Source organism: Actinophytocola sp. (assembly GCF_036002505.1).
Taxonomy (GTDB): Bacteria; Actinomycetota; Actinomycetes; order Mycobacteriales; family Pseudonocardiaceae; genus DASYTH01.
Map to the genome: position 1 here is coordinate 32,690 of NZ_DASYTH010000054.1, position 21,221 is coordinate 53,910.

Here is a 21,221-nt window from a genome sequence, read left to right on the forward strand (position 1 = left end):
CTGCCACGCTGATGGCCTAGAGCACGAACTCGGATACGCTACGTCCGACCGGACCGTGCCAGCGGTCAGGAGGTTCACATTGGGCTGGCGTGCATAAGGCGAGGCCGCCGGCTGCGGGTCCGCCGGCTTCCGGCCAAGAATACGACCAGGTGTTGGCATTTCTCGCCGACGCCGGGGGCCGGCTTGTTGGTACGAGCGGTTTGGACGCCACCGCGAGCCTGGTCGTGGAGCTCGCCGTGCCGGCCCTCGCCGACTGCGCCGTGCTGGTCCTGCCGGATGTGCGGGGCCGCCTGGAGTGGTGGCGCTGGTCGCACCGCGGGCGCTGCACGCGGGGCCGGATCCGGCGCCCGTCCGGGGACCTGGCCCCGGGCCTGATCGCCGCGCTGGACGGGCTGAAGCTGGTCGCCGAGCTGTCCCCGGCCGAGGTCGGCGCGCTGCCCCGGGTGCTGGCCGAGCCGCTCGCCCGCTACTCCGCGGTGTCGGCCGTGTCGCTGCTGGCCACCGACGCCGTGGCGCCACCGGGGGCGCTGGTGCTGGCCCGGCGGGACGCGCCGGATCCCGGCGACGAGATGACCATCGCGTTCACCGAGCGGGCCGGTCGCGCGGTGGCCGCGGCGAACCGGTTCGAGCGGCTCACCGCGGCCGCCGAGGACCTGCAGAGCACGCTGCGGCCGGCGGCGCTGCCGGTGCTGCCGGGCATCCGGATGGCGGCGATCTACCGGCCGGCGGCGAGTCCGGTCGCGGTCGGCGGCGACTTCTACGACATCCACCCTCAGGGCGACGGCACCACGCTGTTCACCCTCGGCGACGTGTGCGGCAACGGACCCGAGGCGGCCGCGCTGAGCGGTCGGGTCCGGCAGGCACTCGCGGCGCTGCTGATGGTGGAGAACGACCCGCAACGGCTGCTGCGGCTGGTCAACCAGGCACTGCTGGGGATCGGCCCGAGCAAGTTCGCCACCGTGGTGGTCGGGTCGATGCACCGGCGGGCCGGCGGCGCCCTGGTGCTCCGGCTGAGCTCCGGCGGGCATCCCGCGCCGATGGTGCTGCGCCGGAACGGCATCGTGGACACCATCGCGGTGCCCGGCATGCTGGTGGGGATCATGCCGAAGGCCGAGTTCGGGGAGAACACCGTCGAGCTCGGGCCGCTGGACACCTGCGTGCTCTATACCGACGGCATCACCGAGGCGCGGGGCGGGGACGACGGGGACGAGCTGTTCGGCTCCGACCGGCTGCGGGTGGTGCTCGCCGGTTGCGCCGGCCTCCCGGTGGAGATGGTGGCGGCCCGGGTCGACCAGGCGGTGCAGCGCTGGTCCGGCGGTGACAGCCGGGACGACATCGCGCTGCTCGCCCTCCAGAGCGTCCCCGGCCAGTGAGGTGCGATGAAGGGGGCCTTCCTCACCGCGGGCGTTAGGAAGGCCCCCTTCATCGCACGGTCCCCCCGAACCAGGTGCTGAGCGCGTTCTCGAGCCCCGCGAGCTCTTCTCCCGCCCAGGCGACATAGCCGTCAGGGCGGATCAGCACGGCGTCCGCGGGCGGTTCCGGGGTGCTCGCGGTGATCACGTCGACCCGGTCCGACCAGCCGGCCGCGGTCTTCGTGACGTCGTCCCGGCCGGCGAGGTCGAGCAACACCGGGCGGGCCGCGTGAAGCAGGGTGGCCACGCGCTTTCCGTTGTCCAGCACCAGGTCCGGCATCCAGGCGCCGGTCAGCGGGTGGTCATCGCGGGCGTAGCGGACGTCGGCGCCGGCCATCAGGCCGGCGACGTGCGCGGTGGTGCCCGGGTCGCGCAGCAGCTCGTCGAGCAGCTCTCGCAGCGCCGTGATGTGCGGCCCGGGGGAGATCAGCGCGGTCTGCGCCCGGGTCGACATGATCACCCGCTGGCCGACCGGGTGCCGCTCGGACTCGTAGGTGTCGAGCAGCCCGTCCGGCGCCCAGCCGCTGATCTCGGCGGCGAGCTTCCAGGCCAGGTTGATCGCGTCCTGCAGGCCGAGGTTCAGCCCCGGCCCGCCGATCCCGGAGTGTACGTGCGCGGCGTCGCCGACCAGGAACACGCGGCCGTGCCGGTACCGGTCGGCCAGCCGCGAGTTCGACTCCGTCGTGCGGGTCAGCGCGGCCGGCCGACCGTCCGGCGGCTCGGACATCGGCACCTGGCCGCCGAGCACCCGGCCGGCCGCCGCCTGCAACTCCTCGATCGGCATGGAGTCGGTGTCCGGCAACGACTCCGCCGCCCACTCGTACACGGCCACCCGGTAGACGCCGGGCTGGAACATGCCGTAGGCGAACAGCCCGCGGTCGGTGCGGGTGAACGTGGCGGGCCGCAGCCGGCCGAACCCGACCACCTCCAGCTCACCGTTCTGCTGCGCCACCGGTGGCAGAACGGCCACCTGACCCGCCCGCCCGACGAATCGGCTGTCGGTGATGCCGGGGAACCCGATGCCGCAACGCTTGCGCACGGTGCTCCGGCCGCCGTCCGCGCCGACCAGGTACCGGGTGGTGAGCTGGTAGGCGCCGTCCGGCCCGTGCACGTCGACCGTCACGGCGTCGCCGGTTTGGCTCAGCTCGGCGACTTCGTGCCCGCGGCGGATCTCGACGCCGAGCTCGTGCGCGCGCTGCTCGAGCAGCTCCTCGATGCGGCGCTGCGGGATGGGCAGGATGTACATCGGGTTGTCGTCCACTGTGGACAGGTTGAGCGGCAGCGCGCCGAACTGGAATCCGGGCACCGGGTGCGGCGGCGTGGGGCTCTGGCTGAACCGCTCGTACAGGCCGCGGTAGTGCAGCGCCTGCACGACCCGGCCGACCAGGCCGTTGGCCTTGGGCATGGTGGACCGTTCCGGCAGGCGCTCCAGCACGACCGGGCGGACGCCGGCCAGGGCCAGCTCGCACGCGGTCAGCAGGCCGTTCGGGCCGCCGCCGACAATGACGACGTCGATGGGCATGGTGTCTCCCCTTGTGTTGTGGGCATGGCGAAATAGCGGTCCGGCGGACCGCGCGTGGCTATGGATGTCCTATGTGGATGGTGGTGGTGGCAGCCCGGCGGCGACCTGCTGGAGCGCGTCCCGGAGCAGGCCGGTGAGCGACACCGGCGGGTCGGCGTTGAGCCAGTGCTCGTTGGCGATGTTCGTCGCGGCCCCGACCGCGGCCGCGACCAGCCGCGGGTAGAGGTCGTGTTTCGGGTCGGTGCCGGTGCGTTCCGCGATGGCCGCGGCCAGCTCGCGGTCGGCCAGCGCGTTGGCCCGGAGGAACTCCCCGACCAGCGCCGGCTCGCTCAGCATCAGCTTGACGCCGGCCTGCCAGTCGGCGTCGGGCGTCGGGTGGTCGTCCTCGAACGGCGCCAGCGCCGCGTGGGTCAGCGCCGTCCACAGCGGCTCGTCCGGCGGCCTTGCCCGGAGCGCGTCCGAGACCGTGCGCATCCGGTCCAGGTGCCGGGAGCTGATCGCCTCGGCCTTACTGGAGAAGTAGTTGTTGAACGTGCGCGTGGACACCCCGGCCTCGGCCGCGATGTCCTCGACCAGGACGTTGTCCAGGCCGCGCTCGACGGCCAGGCGCAGCGCCGCCCAGCTCAGGGCCTGCCGGGTCTGGCGCTTCTTGCGCTCACGCAGGCCCAGGCTGTCCATGGGCTCACGGTACCGACAAACCTGCGCGTCGCGCAAGTTTGCTTAGCGCGCAGTTTTACTCGTACTCGGCGTAGTCGTAGCCGTGCACCGACGTGTCCATGGGCACCGGGCCGGCGGAGTGCCCGCAGCGCGAGCAGGTGGCGTCCGGGTTCGTCCGCACCTCGCACGGCTCGGTCCGGCCGTCGGGATCCATGGAGCTGCCGCAGAAGCAGTAGCTCTCCACCACCTGGCACCAGGAACACATAGCGGGCCTCCTATGGATCGGCGTTGGCGCACCGTAGCGCCGGTTTCGTGGCTCCGCGGCCGGCCCGGCACGTGTTCTTTCGGGAGGAAACGGCTGCCCCAACGGAATCCCTCCGGTGAATACGCCGTTCGGCGGCACCGGGCGCGCACGCCGGCTCATACCGTCGCCGATGTCGCCGCCGACCCTGCCAAGAGGTGGACCAATGCGCCGTCTGGTGATCTTCCTTGCCGCTTTCCTGGCCGCCGCATTGCTTGCCCCGCAAGGGTTTGCCGCGGCCGAGCCGCCGGACCCCGGTGAGGACGGGGACCTCGGCCCATCCGCGCCGTTCGAGCACCGGTTCCTGCAGAAGACCTTCCCCGGCGAGGAGCTGCCCCGGCACGCGTTCGACACCGCGGCGGCGCAGGCCGACCGGCTGCCGACCGTCGGCGGGAACTGGGCGCTCGCCGGTCCGACCAGCATCGGCGGCCGGATCGTCGACCTGGCCCTGGACCCGCGCCGGCGCGACACGCTGTACGTGGCCGCCGCGTCCGGCGGGCTGTGGCGCTCCACCGACGCCGGCGCGACGTTCGCCCCCGCCTGGCCGGAGAACCTCACCCAGGCGCTCGGCTCGGTGGCCGCCGCCCCGGACGGGACGCTCTACGTCGGCACCGGGGAGGCCAACCCCGGCGGCGGCAGCCTGACCTACACCGGCACCGGCCTCTACCGGTCCACCGACAGCGGCCGCACCTGGACCAACCTCGGCCTGCGCGACTCCGGCGCCATCGGCAAGATCGTCGTCGACCCGCGGGACCCCCGGCGGATCTTCGTCGCCGCCACCGGCTCCCTGTTCAACCAGGGCGGCGACCGCGGCGTCTACCGTTCCCTCGACGGCGGACGCACCTGGGCCCGGGTGCTCAACGGGATCACCGACACCACCGGCGCGTCCGAGGTCATGCTCGACCCCACCGACTCCCGGCGGGTCTACGCGGTGCTCTGGGACCACCGCCGCCAGCCCAACAAGCGCAGCTACAGCGGCGTCGGCTCGGGCGTGTACCGCTCCGTCGACGGCGGCACGACCTGGCAGCGGCTGGACGCCCTGGTCCCGTCCGCCGAGGACCTCGGCCGCATCGGCATCGGCGTCGCCCCGTCCGACCCGCGGCGCCTGTACGCCATCGTCGGCCGCGGTCCCACGTCCACCAACACCTTCTCCGGCTTCTTCACCTCAGCCGACGGCGGTTCGACCTGGACCCGCCTCCCCGACGACCCCGCACTGGCCGCCTCCCAGTCCAGCTTCGCCTGGTGGTTCGGCAAGATCTGGATCAACCCGCGGGACGCGCTGCACCTGCACGTCGCCGGCACCGCCCTGATGACCTCCCACGACGGCGGCCTGTCCTGGACCGAAGAGGACGGCGTCCACGCCGACCAGCACGCCATGATGTGGGACCCGGCCGTGCCGCACCGCGTCTACCTCGGCAACGACGGCGGCACCTACCGCTCCGACACCGACGGCGACGGCAACTGGGCCAAGGCTGTGTACGAGCCGTACACCCAGTTCTACAGCGCCGCGATCACCCCGCAGGACCCGTCCCGCATCTCCGGCGGCGCCCAGGACAACGGCTCCCTCCGCTCCTGGGGCCCCACCGGCTGGGAGGCCTACGTCGGCGGCGACGGCGAGGAAAACCAAATCAACCCGCAGGACGTCAACAACGTCTTCGCCTGCTTCCAGTACGGCAACTGCTTCCGGTCGACCGACGGCGGCGACACCGTCACCTCCTTCATCGAGCAGACCGTCTCCGACCGCCGCAACTGGTTCACCCCCGTCGTCTTCGACCCCGCCGACCCGTCCGTCATGTACTACGGCGGCAACAGGCTGAACCGCTCCACGGACAACGGCGTGACCTGGACCCCCATCAGCCCGGACCTGACGGGCGGCCCGAGCCAGGACGCCTACCCCTTCGGCACCATCACCACCATCGCCCCCCTCGGCCGCACGGTGTACGCCGGCACCGACGATGGCCGCATCTGGCTCACCCGCGACCAGGGCACCACGTGGACCCTGCTGCTGTCCGGCCAACCCTGGGTCACCCGCCTGGTCGTCGACCCGTCCTCCCCGTCCACCGTCTACGCCACCCTCTCCGGCTACCGCGCCGGCTCCCCCACCCCCCACGTCCTCGTCTCCCACAACAACGGCACCACCTGGCAAGATCTCTCGCGCAACCTCCCCTCCGCCCCCGTCAACGACCTGGTCGTGTCCCGCACCGGCCTCTACATCGCCACCGACCAGGGCGTCTTCGTATCCCTCGCCGCCCGCACCCCCTGGTTCCGCCTAGGCCGCCACCTCCCCCTGGTCCCCGTAGACGACCTCGAATACGACCCCACCCACCACCGCCTGGTCGCCGCCACCTTCGGCCGCGGCATGTACGAAATACGGACGCTCTGATACCCCGTGGCACCCGTAGGCTAGGCTCTCGATATCGCGCGCCCGCCCCCGTAGCTCAGGGGATAGAGCACCGCCCTCCGGAGGCGGGAGCGCAGGTTCGAATCCTGCCGGGGGCACGCGATGAGGAGCCCTCTGATCAGCGGAAACGCGGTCAGAGGGCTTCGTCGCGTGTCCAGGTGTGTCCCGTCCGGACTTGGCCGGATCTGGCGGTCACGGCCAACTGTGCCCAATGGCGATCCAGGCCCGCCGGTACCCAACGCCACAATGGGCCCGGGGCGACGCTGTCGACCATCAGCTCAGCCCTATGGGCTGGCACCTGTTTCGATGTCCGCTCTGTACGGAGCCCGTGCCAGACGGTCGTTCGGAGTCGGGTGACGTGGTCGGGTCGGAGTGGGGCACGAGCCGTGACTCTCGCCGAAGATCACACACAAATCTGCACGGCTGTGCCCCTACAGGCCGAGGGTCTCGCTACGCAACGTTGCAAGCGGCACACTGCGACTGATCGGCGTCGCCCTCGTCGCGCTCCCGCCCACTCGCCCGCCCACTCGCCCGCTCAGTCGCGATCTCAGGCATCGCCTGACGACTTACCGACCCTGTGTAACTCGGTCACGCTCGGCACCGATACTGATTCCGAGCTGAAGACGCTGGCCAGGTGGATGGCGGAGGAGTTCAGCATGTCTTACCACCGCCGCGAGACGGACCGTGTGATGGTGTGGCGAGTGCTCGGTGGTGTTTCAGATGAACAATGATGATGACCTCATCGATGGGCTTGTCGCAACGTTGCGGAACCACGATGCTTACGACCGTATCGAATCGGGTCACAAATACAAGACGCTGAGGTTCCTGGCAACGGTGTCCGCTCCCACCGATCCAGAGTTCTACTCGCCGGGTCATGTTGTCGGCAGCGCGTTCGTGGTATCGGTGGATTTCAACAGATTTGCTCTAGTACGGCACAAATCGCTCGGACGTTTGCTGCAACCGGGCGGTCATGTCGACGTTCTTGATCAGACGCTCGCTCATACGGCCAGCAGGGAGGTGCAGGAGGAGTTGGGCTTACGGTCGACGAGTGCTCCGGCCGACGAATTGTTCGACATCGACGTACACCGGATTCCTGTGGGCGTCGATTGGCCTAGTCATTTACATTTCGACTTCAGGTACCTTCTGGTGGCCAACCCTTCCGAGTCAAATAGCGTCACAGCGCACTGGTTTGCTGTTGTCGATATTCCCAATTTGAGTCTCGATGATGGACTGAAAAGGATGGTGTCAAAGTGTCTACGGCGGGGGCTTCTGTGCTAGCGAAGAATCGTATGCGAGACGTTGTTACAGCTGCTATCGCGCTGGTGCTCGCCGCCATCTCGTTCTTCATCATTCCCAATAGCTGGAACCCGTCTGCTCGAACGCTCGGCAGCGCGGCGATTGCGGTGGGTTTCTATCTAATTGTTCTAATGGCGGTAAAACTCAGTGCGCCTTTTGGCAGATGGTTTGCCGCCAAACTGATCGGCGTTCTCGTTTTTGGTCTCCGACAGTGGGCCACCGAAAGTCGTAGTCTCACCGAGAAAGACACGGTATGGAACTGGCTCACCGATCAACTCTTGGTCGCACAAGGGCGTTACGCCTTCAGTGTGAGTTGTATCGCCTTTGCAAGAGGCAACGATGGCTCACTGCGCTGTCTGTTAGTGAAGAGAAAGTTCGCGCAATTTGGTGAAGCGCAAGTGTGGATGTGGCCGGGTGGACGTTTTCGTGGCTCTACTGGAAGCATCGAAAAAGAGTTGAGGCGTTTGGTGCATGCGGAAACAGGCTGTACCGTTGATCTCATGCGAGGATCAGGAACCCTGGTGCGGGGCGGATTCTCGGAGGTAATCGCGACATATAATCAGGAAACAGGAAGGACTGACCTCGAAAACGAGCTTGTCGGTAGTCCGCTTATCGTCATGCAGCAAAACCGTCCACAGCGATATGATATACCTGGACACATCGACTTGATCTATCTTGCGAGAGTGCGGGAGGGGCAAACTGTTTCAGGTGATGCGGCGCTCTTTAGTCTGAGAGGGATAGAGACGTTCCACGAGAGCCAGTTATGGTCGGACACGAAAGAATGTATAAGGCGGGCAGCCGAGGAATTCGATGCCTTGACTGGCAGTTCCCAGCAGGCTAAAAGGTGACTCGCATGGTGTCTGATCTTCGTGGTCATATCTCGGACGTCGAACGCCGGGATTGCTGTTTCTCGGCAGGTCGGCTGATTCTCTTGCAGGTAACTGAGTCGTGTAACCAGTACTGCTTCCATTGTATGAGAGATTCAGGGCCGACACGAGTTTATCCGATAGACCTCTCACTTGTCGGACCGGCACTGGACGTGGCGGTAAGGACCATCGTGCCTGACCGGATTGTCATTTCAGGTGGAGAGCCAACCCTTGTGCCTAACGTGGTTGAGTTGATTGAGTTTGTGAATGCGCTCTGCATTCGCTCCAGCCTGTGCACCAACGCGACGACCATAACGCCGTCCCGAGCTAGTCAGCTCCGGGCGGCAGGGCTGACGTCAGCGACGGTGGGAATCGAAGGCGTGAACGCTGACTACGACGAGTACAGACGAAGTAATCGAGGATTCGAGCGCGCGATCGCCGGAATCGAAGCACTCGTGGACGCCGACATCAGCGTGACGATCAATGTAACCGTTAATGATCGTGTGATCCACACCGCCGCCGAGGTGGCAGATTTGCTGAAATCCACCGGTGTGAAGCGGGTGTGCGTGACATCGCCCATTAGACAAGGCCGCTTGCAAGCCATTAGTCAGGCCAATGGGGGAAGGGTGACCAAAGACTCGTTCGAGGACTTTGTTCGGCGATTGAGGGCCTTGGTAGAAGGCCCGATTGCTGTTCGTACGCCGCGATGCAATCGTGATACATTGTGTCCGTCCGGTTACTCTGTGTTTTCGATGGACAGGCGCGGTAGGCTGGGTCCTTGCCCCGATGTTGGCGCGATGAATATACTGGATCTTCCAGAGAATAGCTAAGTCGAGAGGCGATTCAATCTTGTTCGTGTCGATTAGCGGCCCACCGCTCGCGGGCAAAACTACTCTCTTCAATGCTGTTAGAGAACATTGTTCTCGACGCCGCCGCGATATTACCTTTGTTGGTGACCTCGTACGACAGACGATTGAATCGCTGGGCGTTGGTCTAGTCGAGAGTGATCGTGCGGCGTTTCAACACTATGTCGGATTTAGGCAGCTTGCAGTCGAGGCGGAGCTGGACTCGACGAAGCTGGTGATTCTAGATAAGTCTCTGGTCGATGCGATAGCATACTGGGACGTCCTGGTGGGGGAGAATCGTCCAATCTGGAGCGCTCAGTTGGAGCAAGATCGTTACGGGATCGTTGTTCTGTGTGACCATGCGGAAATTGGCGAAACTGGTAACGAGATCGACCTGATGCACGCATCGTTGCGTGACCGGCTAGCGCACCAGATCATCACGGTATCGGGCGGAGTTAGTACCAAAGTGATCAGCGTTGCCGGCAGTAGAAGCCAACGGCTCGATACCGTGTTGGCCGCAATTGACAGCTTGTAGGGTAAGCCTACAGGTGTCCTCTGTTCGGCGGCTTGGGGTCTGTCCTCCCTCATGGGCATGCGGCTGGCCAATTGGCGTGACACGTCGGGGAGTTTAGCAGGGCCGTTTCAAGATCGTTTTGAGTAGCGGCTCAGGCGGCGGTACCGGGGCTGATGGCGTGCCGGTGGTGCTGGAACCCCTGCAGCAACCGAGTGTCCACTGTGGAGTGAGTGCGACGAAAGCGTCCTTCCTCACGCTCAGCGTGAGGAAGGCGTCCTTCGCCGCACGACTTCGGAGCCACTGGAGTACCTGGCGTCACCACAGTCCCATCAGCAACAGCATCCACCTAGGTGATCTTGAAATAGCCGTGCCCGTACGAGTGTCGCTGGGGTTGCAGGGGTTGCGGGTCTCGAGCCGGACGAGGGATGCGGTCACGACGATCGGCGTCCTTTGTCGACAGAACGCGGTGCCGAGCCCGTGCGGGAGACCTTCAGTCAGTTGGACAGGTCAGTCGCCGCCGGCGGCCGCGGCTTGATCGGGCTGGTTGATTTCGGTGGCGAGGGCCAGAAATTGTTGTGTGGCAGGAGTTGGCGGTGTCTTGTAGGCGAGCCCGACTCGGGCTCGGGGTTCCGGCGCGATGAACCGGCGGTAGACGACACCTCGGGTGCGCAGCGTGGTGGCTCGGGACCGCAACAGGAGGGTGACGCCGGTGCCCTCAGCGACGGCGACGATTCGCCGGTCTTCGCTGGGTTCGAGCCGGACGATGTCAGGGGTGTGGTCGGGTCCGTAGACTTCGGCGAGTATCCGGTCGTGCAGCCCCGGGTCGGTCCGCCGGGGGAAGTAGATCAGCGGGAGGCCGGTCAGGTGGTCTCTGCGCAGCCGTCGGTGCCTGGTCAAGGGGTGGTCGCTGGCGAGGCCGACGACGATGGGTTCGGTGGAGATTTCCACGCAGGTCACATCCGGGATGTCCGGTATCGGTGGATGGACGACGACGAGTTGCATGCTGCCCCTGCGCAGCGCTGACAGGTTCTGGCTGGTGGTACCGCTACCCAGCTCGAAGTCGATGTCGGTGTAGCGATGCCGGAACTCCTCGACCGTTGCTTCCACCACGCCGCCCGGCAGGGAGGGCGTCACCGCGACTCGCAACCGGCCACGCGACCCCGCACCCACCGATCGCACCAGGGCGGTCGCCGCCTCGACCCGGTCCAGGATGGCCAGCGCCTCCGGTAGCAGAGCCGCGCCGGCCGGGCTGAGCTCGACCCTGCGCCGGTCGCGCACGAACAACGAGAAGCCCAGTTCGGCCTCCAGGTTCAGGATCTGCTGGCTCAGCGCGGGTTGGGACACGAACACTCGCCCGGCCGCGCGCCCGAAATGCAGCTCGGTGGCGACCGCGACGAAGTAGCGCAGGTGCCGAAGTTCCACACAGTACGATAACCCTCGCCTATCACAGAGACACAACCGGGTCTTGGACGGCACGGCTGCCGGCGTGGTCAACTCGCCTTGTCAACAAACAGAAATCCAACACAGAGCAGAGGAGTCTCTTGTGAGTAGCCCTACCATCACCCGCGTCGTTCTCGAGCCTGCCGCCCAGCAGTTCGCCGATGCGGCCGCCAAACCGCCCTACCTTCATGACCTTGGGCCAAGCAGGGGCCGGACCACGGTCAACGACGCGCAGGCCGGCGAGATCGCCAGGTCGCCGGCGGACATCCAGGACCTGAAGATTCCTGGTGGCCCGTCCGGCGAGGTCTCGGTGCGCATCGTGCGGCCGCAGAACGCTCCCGCCACGCTGCCGGTCGTCCTCTACATCCACGGCGCTGGTTGGGTGTTCGGTAACGGTCACACCCACGACCGGCTGATTCGTCAGCTCGCTGTCGGCGTCCAGGCGGCAGTGGTGTTCCCGATCTTCAGCCTCTCGCCGGAGGCCAAGTACCCCACGGCGATCGAAGAGATCTACGCCGTGGCCACCTGGCTGGCTGAGCACGGGCACGAGCACGGTCTCGACGCCGGTCGGCTGGCGATCGCCGGCGACGGCGCCGGCGGGAACATGGCCGCCGCGGTCAGCCTGCTGTCCAAGACGCGCGCGGGTCCGAGGTTCGTTCAGCAGGTGCTGTTCTACCCGGCCACCGACGCCAACTTCGACACCGGCTCCTACCGGCAGTTCGCGACGGGCTATGGCCTGCGCCGCGACGACATGAAGTGGTTCTGGGATCAGTACACCACCGATCCCGGCCAGCGCGCGGAGATCACGGCCTCCCCGTTGCGGGCGACCACGGAGCAGCTCACCGGCCTTCCCCCGGCGCTGGTCATCACCGGGGACGCCGACGTGCTCCGCGACGAGGGCGAGGCCTACGCCAGCAAGCTCCGCGAAGCCGGCGTACCCGTCACCGCGGTGCGGTTCGAGGGCATGATCCACGACTTCGTGATGCTCAACGCACTGGCCGACACGCAGGCCGCACACGGAGCGATGGTGCTGACGAACAACATCCTCCGAGAGGCCTTCAACAAGTAGTCCTCACCAGTCGACAACGGGCGGACTCGCCGGATCAGCCCCGGCGGGTCCGCCCGCCGGCGTCTCCGAATATTGTGGTGGTCGCCGACGCACGAGCCAGCAACGTCCGCCCGGCCGCGAGTCTGTTGAGGACAATGGCCCGTACCGACAGGTCCCAACGCTTGGCGTACCTGGCGACGTCACCATCAGCCAGGCGATTTGTCGCGGTCATAGCCAGCCGCGGTGTTTGAATATCAGGTAGAGGCTGGCGCAGACGGCGGCCATGAGGAGTAGGGCGAAGGGGTAGCCGAGAGTCCAGTGCAGTTCTGGGATGTGTGGGAAGTTCATGCCGTAGATGGTGCCGATGAGGGTGGGGCGAAGAGGATGGCGGCCCAGGCGGAGATCTTTTGAGTTCTTCGTTTTGGGCGTTGCTGGCTTCGGCGAGGCGTTGCATGTCTTTGTTTGGGTTTGGGTGACCAGGGTGGCGTTGACGGTGAGGATGTCGCGGAAGTTGTCGACCTGCTCGACCACGGTGGTGGCGTGGTCGGCGACGTCGCGCAGGTAGCGTTGCAGTTCCTCGTCGGTGCCGTATCTGGTGAACCCGGCGGAGAGGCCGTCGAGAACGTTCAGGAGGGGGCGGATGGCGCGTTGGAATTCGACCGCTTCCCGACTCGTTCCGGGTGCGCGGTGCCAGTGTTCGTAGTGGAGCAGACTCCAAGCCAGGCGGCGGCTGAGAACCTCACCCGACGGCCGAGCGAATGCCCTCGCCGACCGTGCTCCGGGTGTTCGCCATGATTGCTTCGGCCTCGCCGGGGCGGGTCCGTGCGGCAGATCAGAGGACCAGGGCAGGTTCCAGCCTGGGATAGACCCTCAGCGTCTGATCCAACCCGGTGATGCGCAACGCCCGGCAGACCGCATGCGTGCTGGCCACGACCCGCAGCGTGATGCCCTGGGCGTGTGCACCCTGGTCTGCGGCTACCAGCACACTCAAGCCCGCCGCGGCAAGAATATCGACCCGCCGCAGATCGACCACCACGATCAACGCAGTCCCGTCGGCCACGGCCGCAGAGAGGTGACCGGCCAACTCGGGAGCGGTGCGCAGATCGACCGAGCCGGCCGCCTCCACCACCCGCACCCACGGCGAACCCCTTGTCGCCACTACCAGGCCGTACTCAGATGGACGGGCCGGCACAACTAACGGGACTTGGCTGTGACGGTCTTGCGCTACTGATCCCACGATCGGCTCCTCACCCTCGGCCGACCGCAACCGGTCCTTGTCGGACCCAGACCTCCATGGATGCGTCACGGGACACGTGCGGCCTGCTCACTGATGATCTAGGTCGTCGATCGCAGGGTCTGGGCACTCCCGACGGCGTCAAGGAAACGCTAGCACCGCCGGCACCCCCACCAACAGAGTCCTCGACCGGTGGTGGGCACGCTGACCTGCACTCCTTCGCCAGGCCGGGACACCTTCATGTGAGAGCTTGTTGGTGCCGTGGGTGGGTGTGGTGGCAGTCATCGTGGAGGTTGAGCGGTGCCGCGCGCCGGCGACGTCAGACCCCGCCGGGATTGTCGCATGAGAACTTTCCTGGAACGTGGCCGAACAAGAAGCTCAAACGTCCTGCGGAAACGGTCGCCGACCAAAAATAACCCAGCTCAGGTGTGGCACACCAGCGCGTTCGACAGGTAATCGGCTATGGGGCTCGCGAGAGTGATTCTGTTCGGTGAGCCTGCGAATGTGAGCGGGTGGGCTCTCTCGCGACTTTACGTTTCGCCGAGTGTCGTTCTCTGTGAGCGATTCTCGGCCGCCGACGCGCTCCGGCGTTGCCCACGCACCCGGTCGGGCCTCGTGTCAGCACCAACGGGGTACGCCCATGTGGAGGACTGCGGTATCGATCACCGCGGCGGAGGAGTAGATTGTCTTTGTTACCCCGGACCTCGGTGGCGTGACCTGCCCGTGACGATCGCGGACGCAGATCATGAGCCGAGGTCCTTTCTTGCGTGGATGTAGCGAACGCCGAGGGTTTCGACAGCGTGGCGTGCGTGTGGTTCGCGCAATTGTGTCCGTTGGCGCGCCGCGCCGCACGGTTCTCTCTTTGTGTTCCAGGAAATGAAGTTGTCATGCGACGTACCCGAACCGTTGTCCAGGCCCTGCTCGGGGTCGCCGTGGTGGCCGGGGGCCTGGTTGCCCTCACTCCTGCGGCGCAGGCCATCACGATCCCAGTGGCCTGCAGCGAGAACGCTCTGGTCGCGGCGGTGAACCTGGCCAACTCCACCCCCACCGCCGACACCCTGGTGCTGGCGGGCGGGTGCACCTACGCGTTGACCTCCGCCCACGGCGGTCTACTCACCACGGGGTTGCCGGTGATCGACACCCCGATCGAGATGATCGGCCCAGCGACCATCACGCGCTCTTCGCTGCTGCCGTTCCGGATCGCCGAGGTCAGCTCGACCGGCAGCCTCACCCTCACCACCTCGATGATCTTCACCAACGGCAGCGCCGTCGGTGACGGGGGCGGCATCCTCAACCGGGGTGCGGTGACGCTGACCAGTAGCGGCTTGATCGGCAACGTCGCCACGCTCAATGGCGGTGGGCTGGCCAACGCCGACACCCCGTCCGGCACCGCGCCCGCCGCGACGTTCACCAGGAGCGATGTCACCGGTAATACCGCGTTGCTGCGCGGTGGCGGGATCTACAACGGGCTGCGGGGCACGTTGACCACCACCGGGGTGTCCGGCAGCCCGCTGTTCATCCTGAACAACACCGGCTCGGAAGGTGGCGGTGTCGCGGCGGTCAACTCCACCGCGACCACCATGACCCAAACGGCCGTCACGGTGAACCACGCATTGCTGACTGCCGGTGGCGTTTACCGCGAGGGCGGCGTCATGACCACCACCAACTCGCCGATCACCGCCAACACCCCGAACAACTGTGTCGGCAGCACCCCAGCCGTGCCGAACTGCACCGGCTGACGCCGCGTTGTTCAGCCCAGCCGTGATCGGGGACCGGGAGGCCGTTATGGCAGCACCCGCACCGACCCCGTCCCGCCATCCCCGGCGGATCGGGATGACCGAGGTTGAGCAGCTGGTCGTCGCGGCCCGCACGGGGCGAGGCCGCGACTACCGGCACGGCGGTGGTTCCTGTTACGCCGCCGTGCTCGACCGCCTGGCCTGGGGGCACAAGCTCCTCGGGGTGTGGGCCAGTGACCGGGTCACGACCGCGCTGCAGGTCGCCCTGGCCGATCTGCACAATCTGGCGGGCTGGATCTGCTTCGACACCGGCCGGGTCGCCGACGCCCACACCCACTTCCAGCAGGCGCTCACCCTGGCCCGATACAGCCACCACAACGCGCTGATCGCCAACATTCACTACCGAATCGGCCGCGTTCACCTGCACAACCACGCCCCAGATCAGGCGTTGACACAATTCCACCTCGGCCGGGCCGCCGCCCAAGCATGCGGCTCGGACCACGCCCTGGCCATCCTCTCCGTCAACCAAGCCTGGGCCCACGCCACGATGGGTGCGGCCGACCAGACGCTGCGGCTGCTCGACCAGAGCCGAGAAGCCTTCGCTGGCGCAGACCTCGGCCACACCCCGGGGTGGGCGGCGTTTTTCGATGAGACCGACCTGTCCGCCATGGTCGGCACCGTGCACGCCGAACTGGCGCAGACCGTGCACCCCCGACACACCCGCTCGGCTGTCCCCGCCCTGTCGTATGCGGCCACCCGCTTCACCGAGGCCATGGCCCGCAGCAAGACCTTCACCCTGATCTCGTTGGCGACCTGCCATTTCCTCGACGGAGACACCGACCACGCCACCACCATCGGCACCCAGGCGGTCGAGCTGGCCACCACGCTCACCTCAACCCGGGCCGCCGACCGGATGCGCCCCCTCCACCACCAGGCCGACAAGCACCGCGACAACCCGGACGCCCACCACCTCGCGCACCTGATCACCACCTTCGCCGCGGCCTAACCCCTCCCACGCCGGTCCGCGTGGTGCGCGACGCTGGCACAAAGAGGAGGTGCTGATGGACGAGACAGGGTTGAGGTGAACCGGTCGGTGGTGGGTCGGCTCCTGGAGGAGCTGTCCTGGGAAGGGCCGCGGGTTCGCCAGTACCGCTTCGGCGGCCGGGGCCTGGAGAACGTGCTCACCGCCGAAGTGTTGACCGCGTTGGATTTCCTGCCGCGCCGCGGGTTCCTCGGTGCGGTGCTGGCCGCCGCGCACGGCGCCGACCCACCCGACTCGCCTGCCAGTACCTCGCGCTCACCCACACGGCCGCTGAACGCACCCCGCTGCTGCTGCTCCTGCTCGCAACCCCACCGCCGATCGCAATCACCGGCCAGGGCCGCCTGAGCATCGACGAGGCGATCACCCGACAGCTACCCTCGACCTACCCGCGCGTCGCCCACCACCCCTGGTCTCTGCCCGACCTCCTCGACCGGATCCCCACCACCTGTGCGTGGACCACCTGGACCGACCTGGCCGAGGTCGTCGCCGAACAGGCATCCCGCTACCCCACGGCGGACCCGTCCGTGCGCGCGTGCATCAACCGGCTCGCCACGTCCCTCACGCGAGCGATCGCCCGACATGCCTGACCACACCCCGAGCGTCAGGTGACCGAACCTGCCTGCCCGGAACGCCGGGCGGGTCGATGCTGTCCGTCGGACTATGCCGGGAGTGGGGTCAGCGGGATGGGGAACCGCCCGCCGGTCTCTGTGGCGGGGTAGGTTCGCCAGTCTAGGAGCCGGCCGGTGTCGTCGAGTAGTTCCATCCGTACCTGCCGGCCGACTCCGACGCCCAATTCCGCGGCGCCGCGCTCGTATCCGCAGGCCAGGCCGTAGGCGAGGGTGGGCTCCTCGCGCAGGACGCTGCCGTTGTCACTGGCGGCGAACCGCAGGATGTGTTGCATCGCCGTCCTGCCCGCGTTAGCGCGGCGGGGTGGGTTCGATGTTTCTTCGCCGCAGCGCCACGTAGCGCAGGGGCCGGCGCGGACCCGGTAGCGCGAAGCGGCGAATCAGCGTGGTCGCCACCGCGCCCAAGCCGAGCCACACCAGCGCGGCGAGGCCGTCGTTGAGCAGGACCTGCGCTTTGGCGTTGGCCGGGGTGAACAGGGTGTCGAACCCCAGCGACACTCCGCTGGCGAAGCCGCGCACGAACGAGGCGACCCCGTTGGCCGGGTTCGCCTGGCCCAGGACCATGATGATGTTCGCGGCGAGCACCACCGCGAACACGCTGGTGATGATGGTGATGATGGTGCAGATCAGCCGGACCGCGCGGGTCCGACCCCACCGCCGCTGTTCGCGGTCCTGGGCCTCAGCCAACGGGGAGATCCCGGCCGGGGTCAGCTCGACCAGACCCGGGTTCGGATTCACATAGGCAACCGGAACGGGACCCGGGTCGGGATCTGGCTCGAAACTCGTCATGATTCTGGTGTCCTGTCTCGCGGGTGATCCGAGCGGCGGGATCGGATGCCGTTGCGGCTCGGTGGGGGCGTCGGTCATCTGCGGGCGCGCCGACGGCGGGTGGTTCTGAGGCCGCCGCTGGTGATGGCGTGGTAGATCAGCAGCAGGACGACGGATCCGATGATCGCGATGATCCAGGTGGACAGGTCGAAGAACCCACCGGTGGCGGCGATGTTGAAGAACTTCGACGCCGCCCAACCGCCGAGTAACGCCCCGGCGACACCGATCAGAATCGTGACGATGATGCCGTGTTTCGCCCGGCCACCCAACAACGATTTGGCGATCACGCCGGCGATCAGGCCGAGCACGATCCAGCCAACAATGCTCATATTCACTTGTGACTCCTCAATAAACTCTTCGGATCGCGGACATTCCGCGTGTTCAGGTCAGGGGTCGCGTTCGGACAGTCCACTCCGGACTCATGTCGGGTCGGGTCGCCGCGGCCAGCGTGGAGGTGATGGCGAACAGCACGTCCAAGCCCGTGACCCGCAGAGCGCGCAACGAGCACCGGCCGGCCGGGCGCACAGGCGGCCTCCCACCCCGGCCCGCAGCGCCGCAGCCAAACCGTCCACATGGCGGAGGTCGACCTCGCCGACGACGCGCACCCACGACCGTGGTGCCCATCCGATCGGTGATCACCCGCAGGCCAGGGATCACCTCATCAGACCGGACCGCGACAGGTTGCTGCCCGGGTCGACCGACCACCCGGCGGGGATCCCGCACGGCATCGGGCACGGGCCCGTCGACCATCCCGGCGGGCACCTCGACCACGGTGAGAACCGCGACCAGACCGTGGGCCGCGCCGTCCCCCGGCATGCCGGGAGGGAAAAGCCACCGCGAGGACATGGGTTTCTCCGGTCATCGAAACTCTGCGTTCGACTGCCGGGGTCCGGGACAGCGCCCACCCATCTGAAGTGGGCTCAGTATGCGCCCCGCCACCACCCACCACAAGCACCTCCAGACCCGCCCGATCGGCACGCCGCCACCCCGACCAGGCCGTTTCTGTGGCGGGTGTTGGCGTCCTAGCGGGTCACGCCGCCTGGCCCCATCGCGCCGATCACCCCTGCGGCGCGTAGGCTGAGCTGTATTCCGGTCGCGACGACATCCCACTCCCGAGGTGCCAGCCCCTCCGGCCCATCTTGGAAGTAGTGATTGGTATGTCCCTCCTCCACCGCACCGTCCGTGAACGCACCGGCCAGGCTCCACCCGCGGATGCCGGTACGTCGACACCAGCTGAGCAGCTCACCCCACCGCCGCCGGCCCAGCCACCGACTGCGGCACCGGCACGGGTGCCCCGCACTCGCACCGGAGCCGCCTGGATAGCCCTCATCGCCGCCGCCCTCCTCGCCGTTCTGCTGATCGTCTTCCTGGTGCAGAACACCCACAGCACCGAGATCTCCTTCCTGTGGATGACCACCAGCACCCCACTGGCCGTCGCGCTGCTCATCGCCGCCGTCGGCTCCGTGCTGCTCACCCTGATCGTCGGCACCGCGCGCATCACCCAACTCCGCCGGCTGGTCCGCAAGAACCGCACCTGACCACCAGCGGGCGACACCTCGCCCTCCGGGGGTTCGGGATGCGCGACAGACCCGACCGTGACAACCGGCCGCAACCAAACACGGCCTTCCGGGTTCCGCGAGGCCGAAAACGCGGCAACGTGATCCGAGACAGACGCATGTGCGGGCCGGCACTGACAGGGTCGAGTAGAAAACTCGGTGGCTGATCGGACCGTATTGTTGTCACGATCACGATGGCGGCCAAATAATCCACGTGCCGAATACTCACGGGCGATTCTCAGGCAAATGTGCATCAGAATCGACCGACCACATTTCCAAACGGGGTAGAATCGAGTTGTCGAGAACATCTCGCACCGGGGCGGTCAAGCCCCCGTCGTCTTCGACGACCCACCCAGACCGGCCACAGTTCGGCCGGGGACAGGAGCACCGACATGACGTCGGGCCCACACCTTCGCCTCGCCACCCCACCGGCCACCATGGTCACCGAGCCGCCTCGGCAGACACTGCGGTTGAAGCTCAAGCCGAAGGCGCCCACCACGGGGTACGTCGACGGAGCGTGGTGGCCCCGCTCATGGGATCTGTCCACCGAACTGCCAGCGCTGCTCGCGGTGCTGGCTATTCGGCTGGGTCGCGTCTCCCGGGTCAGCTACAACCTCACCACCTGGAACGCCGCCCACCGCCGCCTCAACGTCGACGGCCACCAGGTGCGGCTGGGCGGATTCCACGTCCAACACCCGCACACCATCGACGTGATCGCATCCAACGGGACACGACTGACCCTGCTGGTCCTCCCGCCCGCAACCCACCCGGCAACCGCACACCCAATCATGATGATCGCGGCCCGGCGCAACAACATCGACAGCATCGACGAACTGCTCACACCCATCGCCGCGACCAAGCCGGGTCCGCCGACCAGCGACCAGCCCGACGACCCCGCCATGCAGCGCTGGGAGGTCGACGGCGGCCTGGTGTCTCTCCATGCCTAACCACCCGCGACGTCCGGACCCCAACCGGGCGATCGGCATTCCTAACAGCACCTGAAAACGCCATCAGACATCGTAAGGAATACCCGATGACCACCGTTGAATACACTTCCCTCTACGACCTACGGGTCAAGCTCGTCCACGACACTCTGACGAAGCACTCAACCCTCGGCGATCACGCGTCACACGATCTCGCCGTGCAGGTACTGGACGCCCTGGACCACATCCCAGAGAAACGGCGCTGAACGTCCCAACCCATAGCCCGAGATGATTTCAACCACGCAAACACGCGACAGGCCGCAAACGAAAAGCACTATCACCTCGGCCGACGACGCCCGGCTGCACCTGCCCGCCCTGACCGAATACACCAAACCGCTGGCGCGCCGGCAGTTACAGTGAACCGCGGATCGGGCGAGTGTGGGGCCACCCCGGATGGCACGAAGACCCGGAGTGGAAGGGCGCGTGGGGTCCCAACCCGCCGTTCCACACGCCGGTCTTCGTCCTCACCCATCACCCGCGCCCGTCGATCGAGATGGATGGCGGCACGACGTTCCACTTCATCGACGCTCCGCCTGCCGAGGCGCTCGAGGCCGCCCGCCAGGCCGCCAACGGCCAGGACGTGCGCATCGGCGGGGGTCCCACCATGATCCGCGACCTCGTCGCGGCGGGGCTCGTGGACCACATGCACATCGTGGTGGTCCCGATCCTGCTCGGCCGGGGCGTGCGCCTCTGGGACGGACTGGAGGGCCTCGAGAAGGACTACGCGGTCGAGGCCACCTCCTCGCCCAGCGGAGTCACACATGTGACCTTCACCCGCGCGGGCGTCTGAACGTCGGGCGTTGTTCGGTACCCGACCGGGTGTCGTTCTGTGCTCCGAGGTCACGCTTAAGCTGACGCCATACCCGTCGATCTGGGCGCGTTGGGGAGGGTCCCGATGCCGTGCCTGCGTCACC

23 protein-coding genes and 1 tRNA gene are annotated in these 21,221 nt (G+C 67.1%); 15 read left to right on the forward strand and 9 right to left on the reverse strand.

The annotated features are described in order from the left end of the window. Positions 1-149 precede the first annotated feature (149 nt). On the forward strand, positions 150-1,373 hold the full coding sequence (locus VGR06_RS04020; protein WP_327557570.1) for a PP2C family protein-serine/threonine phosphatase: 1,224 nt from the start codon (positions 150-152) through the stop codon (positions 1,371-1,373). Positions 1,374-1,422: 49 nt separating this feature from the next. Here the strand turns inward: VGR06_RS04020 and VGR06_RS04025 are convergent, their stop codons facing one another. The 3 genes from VGR06_RS04025 to VGR06_RS04035 form a co-directional block, all read right to left on the reverse strand. Continuing rightward, on the reverse strand, positions 1,423-2,934 hold the full coding sequence (locus tag VGR06_RS04025; RefSeq protein ID WP_327557571.1) for an FAD-dependent monooxygenase: 1,512 nt from the start codon (positions 2,932-2,934) through the stop codon (positions 1,423-1,425). A 69-nt stretch (positions 2,935-3,003) separates the two neighbouring features. Further along, positions 3,004-3,612, reverse strand: a complete 609-nt coding sequence (locus VGR06_RS04030) for a TetR family transcriptional regulator (RefSeq protein ID WP_327557572.1) — start codon at positions 3,610-3,612, stop codon at positions 3,004-3,006. 55 nt (positions 3,613-3,667) lie between these two features. Then, positions 3,668-3,856, reverse strand: coding sequence for a hypothetical protein (locus VGR06_RS04035; RefSeq protein WP_327557573.1), 189 nt, complete (start codon positions 3,854-3,856; stop codon positions 3,668-3,670). Positions 3,857-4,058: 202 nt separating this feature from the next. On the opposite strand from VGR06_RS04035, the gene VGR06_RS04040 reads away from it, so the two are divergent. The 6 genes from VGR06_RS04040 (at position 4,059) to VGR06_RS04065 (ending at position 9,835) form a co-directional block, all read left to right on the forward strand. Next, a complete protein-coding gene (locus VGR06_RS04040) occupies positions 4,059-6,275 on the forward strand; it encodes a WD40/YVTN/BNR-like repeat-containing protein (protein ID WP_327557574.1) in 2,217 nt (738 codons plus the stop codon). Positions 6,276-6,319: 44 nt separating this feature from the next. Continuing rightward, positions 6,320-6,391, forward strand: a tRNA-Arg gene (locus tag VGR06_RS04045). Between the two features lie 622 nt (positions 6,392-7,013). Beyond that, the gene (locus tag VGR06_RS04050; protein WP_327557575.1) at positions 7,014-7,571 is read left to right on the forward strand and encodes an NUDIX hydrolase; all 558 of its coding nucleotides are present in this window, start codon (positions 7,014-7,016) and stop codon (positions 7,569-7,571) included. A 44-nt stretch (positions 7,572-7,615) separates the two neighbouring features. After that, entirely contained in the window at positions 7,616-8,437 is an 822-nt protein-coding gene (locus tag VGR06_RS04055) for a hypothetical protein (RefSeq protein WP_327557576.1), read from the forward strand. Between the two features lie 5 nt (positions 8,438-8,442). After that, positions 8,443-9,285: a radical SAM protein gene (locus tag VGR06_RS04060; RefSeq protein WP_327557577.1), complete on the forward strand. Its 843-nt coding sequence runs from the start codon at positions 8,443-8,445 to the stop codon at positions 9,283-9,285. Between the two features lie 25 nt (positions 9,286-9,310). After that, positions 9,311-9,835: an AAA family ATPase gene (locus tag VGR06_RS04065; RefSeq protein WP_327557578.1), complete on the forward strand. Its 525-nt coding sequence runs from the start codon at positions 9,311-9,313 to the stop codon at positions 9,833-9,835. A gap of 486 nt (positions 9,836-10,321) precedes the next feature. Here VGR06_RS04065 and VGR06_RS04070 read toward each other — a convergent pair whose 3' ends face one another. Continuing rightward, the gene (locus VGR06_RS04070; RefSeq protein WP_327557579.1) at positions 10,322-11,236 is read right to left on the reverse strand and encodes a LysR family transcriptional regulator; all 915 of its coding nucleotides are present in this window, start codon (positions 11,234-11,236) and stop codon (positions 10,322-10,324) included. A 121-nt stretch (positions 11,237-11,357) separates the two neighbouring features. On the opposite strand from VGR06_RS04070, the gene VGR06_RS04075 reads away from it, so the two are divergent. Continuing rightward, positions 11,358-12,323, forward strand: a complete 966-nt coding sequence (locus tag VGR06_RS04075) for an alpha/beta hydrolase (protein WP_327557580.1) — start codon at positions 11,358-11,360, stop codon at positions 12,321-12,323. A gap of 207 nt (positions 12,324-12,530) precedes the next feature. Here the strand turns inward: VGR06_RS04075 and VGR06_RS04080 are convergent, their stop codons facing one another. Next, the gene (locus VGR06_RS04080) at positions 12,531-12,833 is read right to left on the reverse strand and encodes a CorA family divalent cation transporter (RefSeq protein ID WP_327557581.1); all 303 of its coding nucleotides are present in this window, start codon (positions 12,831-12,833) and stop codon (positions 12,531-12,533) included. A gap of 301 nt (positions 12,834-13,134) precedes the next feature. After that, positions 13,135-13,608 carry an STAS domain-containing protein gene (locus VGR06_RS04085; RefSeq protein ID WP_327557582.1) on the reverse strand — a complete coding sequence of 158 codons (474 nt, stop codon included), beginning with the start codon at positions 13,606-13,608 and terminating at the stop codon, positions 13,135-13,137. An 815-nt stretch (positions 13,609-14,423) separates the two neighbouring features. Here VGR06_RS04085 and VGR06_RS04090 point away from each other — a divergent pair. The 3 genes from VGR06_RS04090 to VGR06_RS04100 all read left to right on the forward strand — a co-directional run bounded on the left by VGR06_RS04090 (position 14,424) and on the right by VGR06_RS04100 (position 16,659). After that, a complete protein-coding gene (locus VGR06_RS04090; protein WP_327557583.1) occupies positions 14,424-15,275 on the forward strand; it encodes a hypothetical protein in 852 nt (283 codons plus the stop codon). A gap of 94 nt (positions 15,276-15,369) precedes the next feature. After that, positions 15,370-16,278, forward strand: a complete 909-nt coding sequence (locus VGR06_RS04095) for a tetratricopeptide repeat protein (RefSeq protein ID WP_327557584.1) — start codon at positions 15,370-15,372, stop codon at positions 16,276-16,278. Positions 16,279-16,365: 87 nt separating this feature from the next. After that, on the forward strand, positions 16,366-16,659 hold the full coding sequence (locus tag VGR06_RS04100) for a hypothetical protein (protein ID WP_327557585.1): 294 nt from the start codon (positions 16,366-16,368) through the stop codon (positions 16,657-16,659). 313 nt (positions 16,660-16,972) lie between these two features. Here the strand turns inward: VGR06_RS04100 and VGR06_RS04105 are convergent, their stop codons facing one another. The 3 genes from VGR06_RS04105 to VGR06_RS04115 form a co-directional block, all read right to left on the reverse strand. Beyond that, entirely contained in the window at positions 16,973-17,215 is a 243-nt protein-coding gene (locus tag VGR06_RS04105) for a hypothetical protein (RefSeq protein WP_327557586.1), read from the reverse strand. A gap of 16 nt (positions 17,216-17,231) precedes the next feature. After that, positions 17,232-17,729, reverse strand: a complete 498-nt coding sequence (locus tag VGR06_RS04110; protein ID WP_327557587.1) for a hypothetical protein — start codon at positions 17,727-17,729, stop codon at positions 17,232-17,234. 74 nt (positions 17,730-17,803) lie between these two features. Beyond that, entirely contained in the window at positions 17,804-18,097 is a 294-nt protein-coding gene (locus tag VGR06_RS04115) for a GlsB/YeaQ/YmgE family stress response membrane protein (RefSeq protein ID WP_327557588.1), read from the reverse strand. A gap of 828 nt (positions 18,098-18,925) precedes the next feature. On the opposite strand from VGR06_RS04115, the gene VGR06_RS04120 reads away from it, so the two are divergent. The 4 genes from VGR06_RS04120 (at position 18,926) to VGR06_RS04135 (ending at position 21,097) form a co-directional block, all read left to right on the forward strand. Further along, positions 18,926-19,306 carry a LapA family protein gene (locus tag VGR06_RS04120; RefSeq protein ID WP_327557589.1) on the forward strand — a complete coding sequence of 127 codons (381 nt, stop codon included), beginning with the start codon at positions 18,926-18,928 and terminating at the stop codon, positions 19,304-19,306. Positions 19,307-19,716: 410 nt separating this feature from the next. Continuing rightward, positions 19,717-20,271: a DUF5994 family protein gene (locus VGR06_RS04125; protein ID WP_327557590.1), complete on the forward strand. Its 555-nt coding sequence runs from the start codon at positions 19,717-19,719 to the stop codon at positions 20,269-20,271. 86 nt (positions 20,272-20,357) lie between these two features. Continuing rightward, the gene (locus VGR06_RS04130; protein WP_327557591.1) at positions 20,358-20,513 is read left to right on the forward strand and encodes a DUF6307 family protein; all 156 of its coding nucleotides are present in this window, start codon (positions 20,358-20,360) and stop codon (positions 20,511-20,513) included. A gap of 170 nt (positions 20,514-20,683) precedes the next feature. Beyond that, entirely contained in the window at positions 20,684-21,097 is a 414-nt protein-coding gene (locus VGR06_RS04135) for a dihydrofolate reductase family protein (RefSeq protein WP_327557592.1), read from the forward strand. The last annotated feature ends 124 nt before the right edge of the window (positions 21,098-21,221 follow it).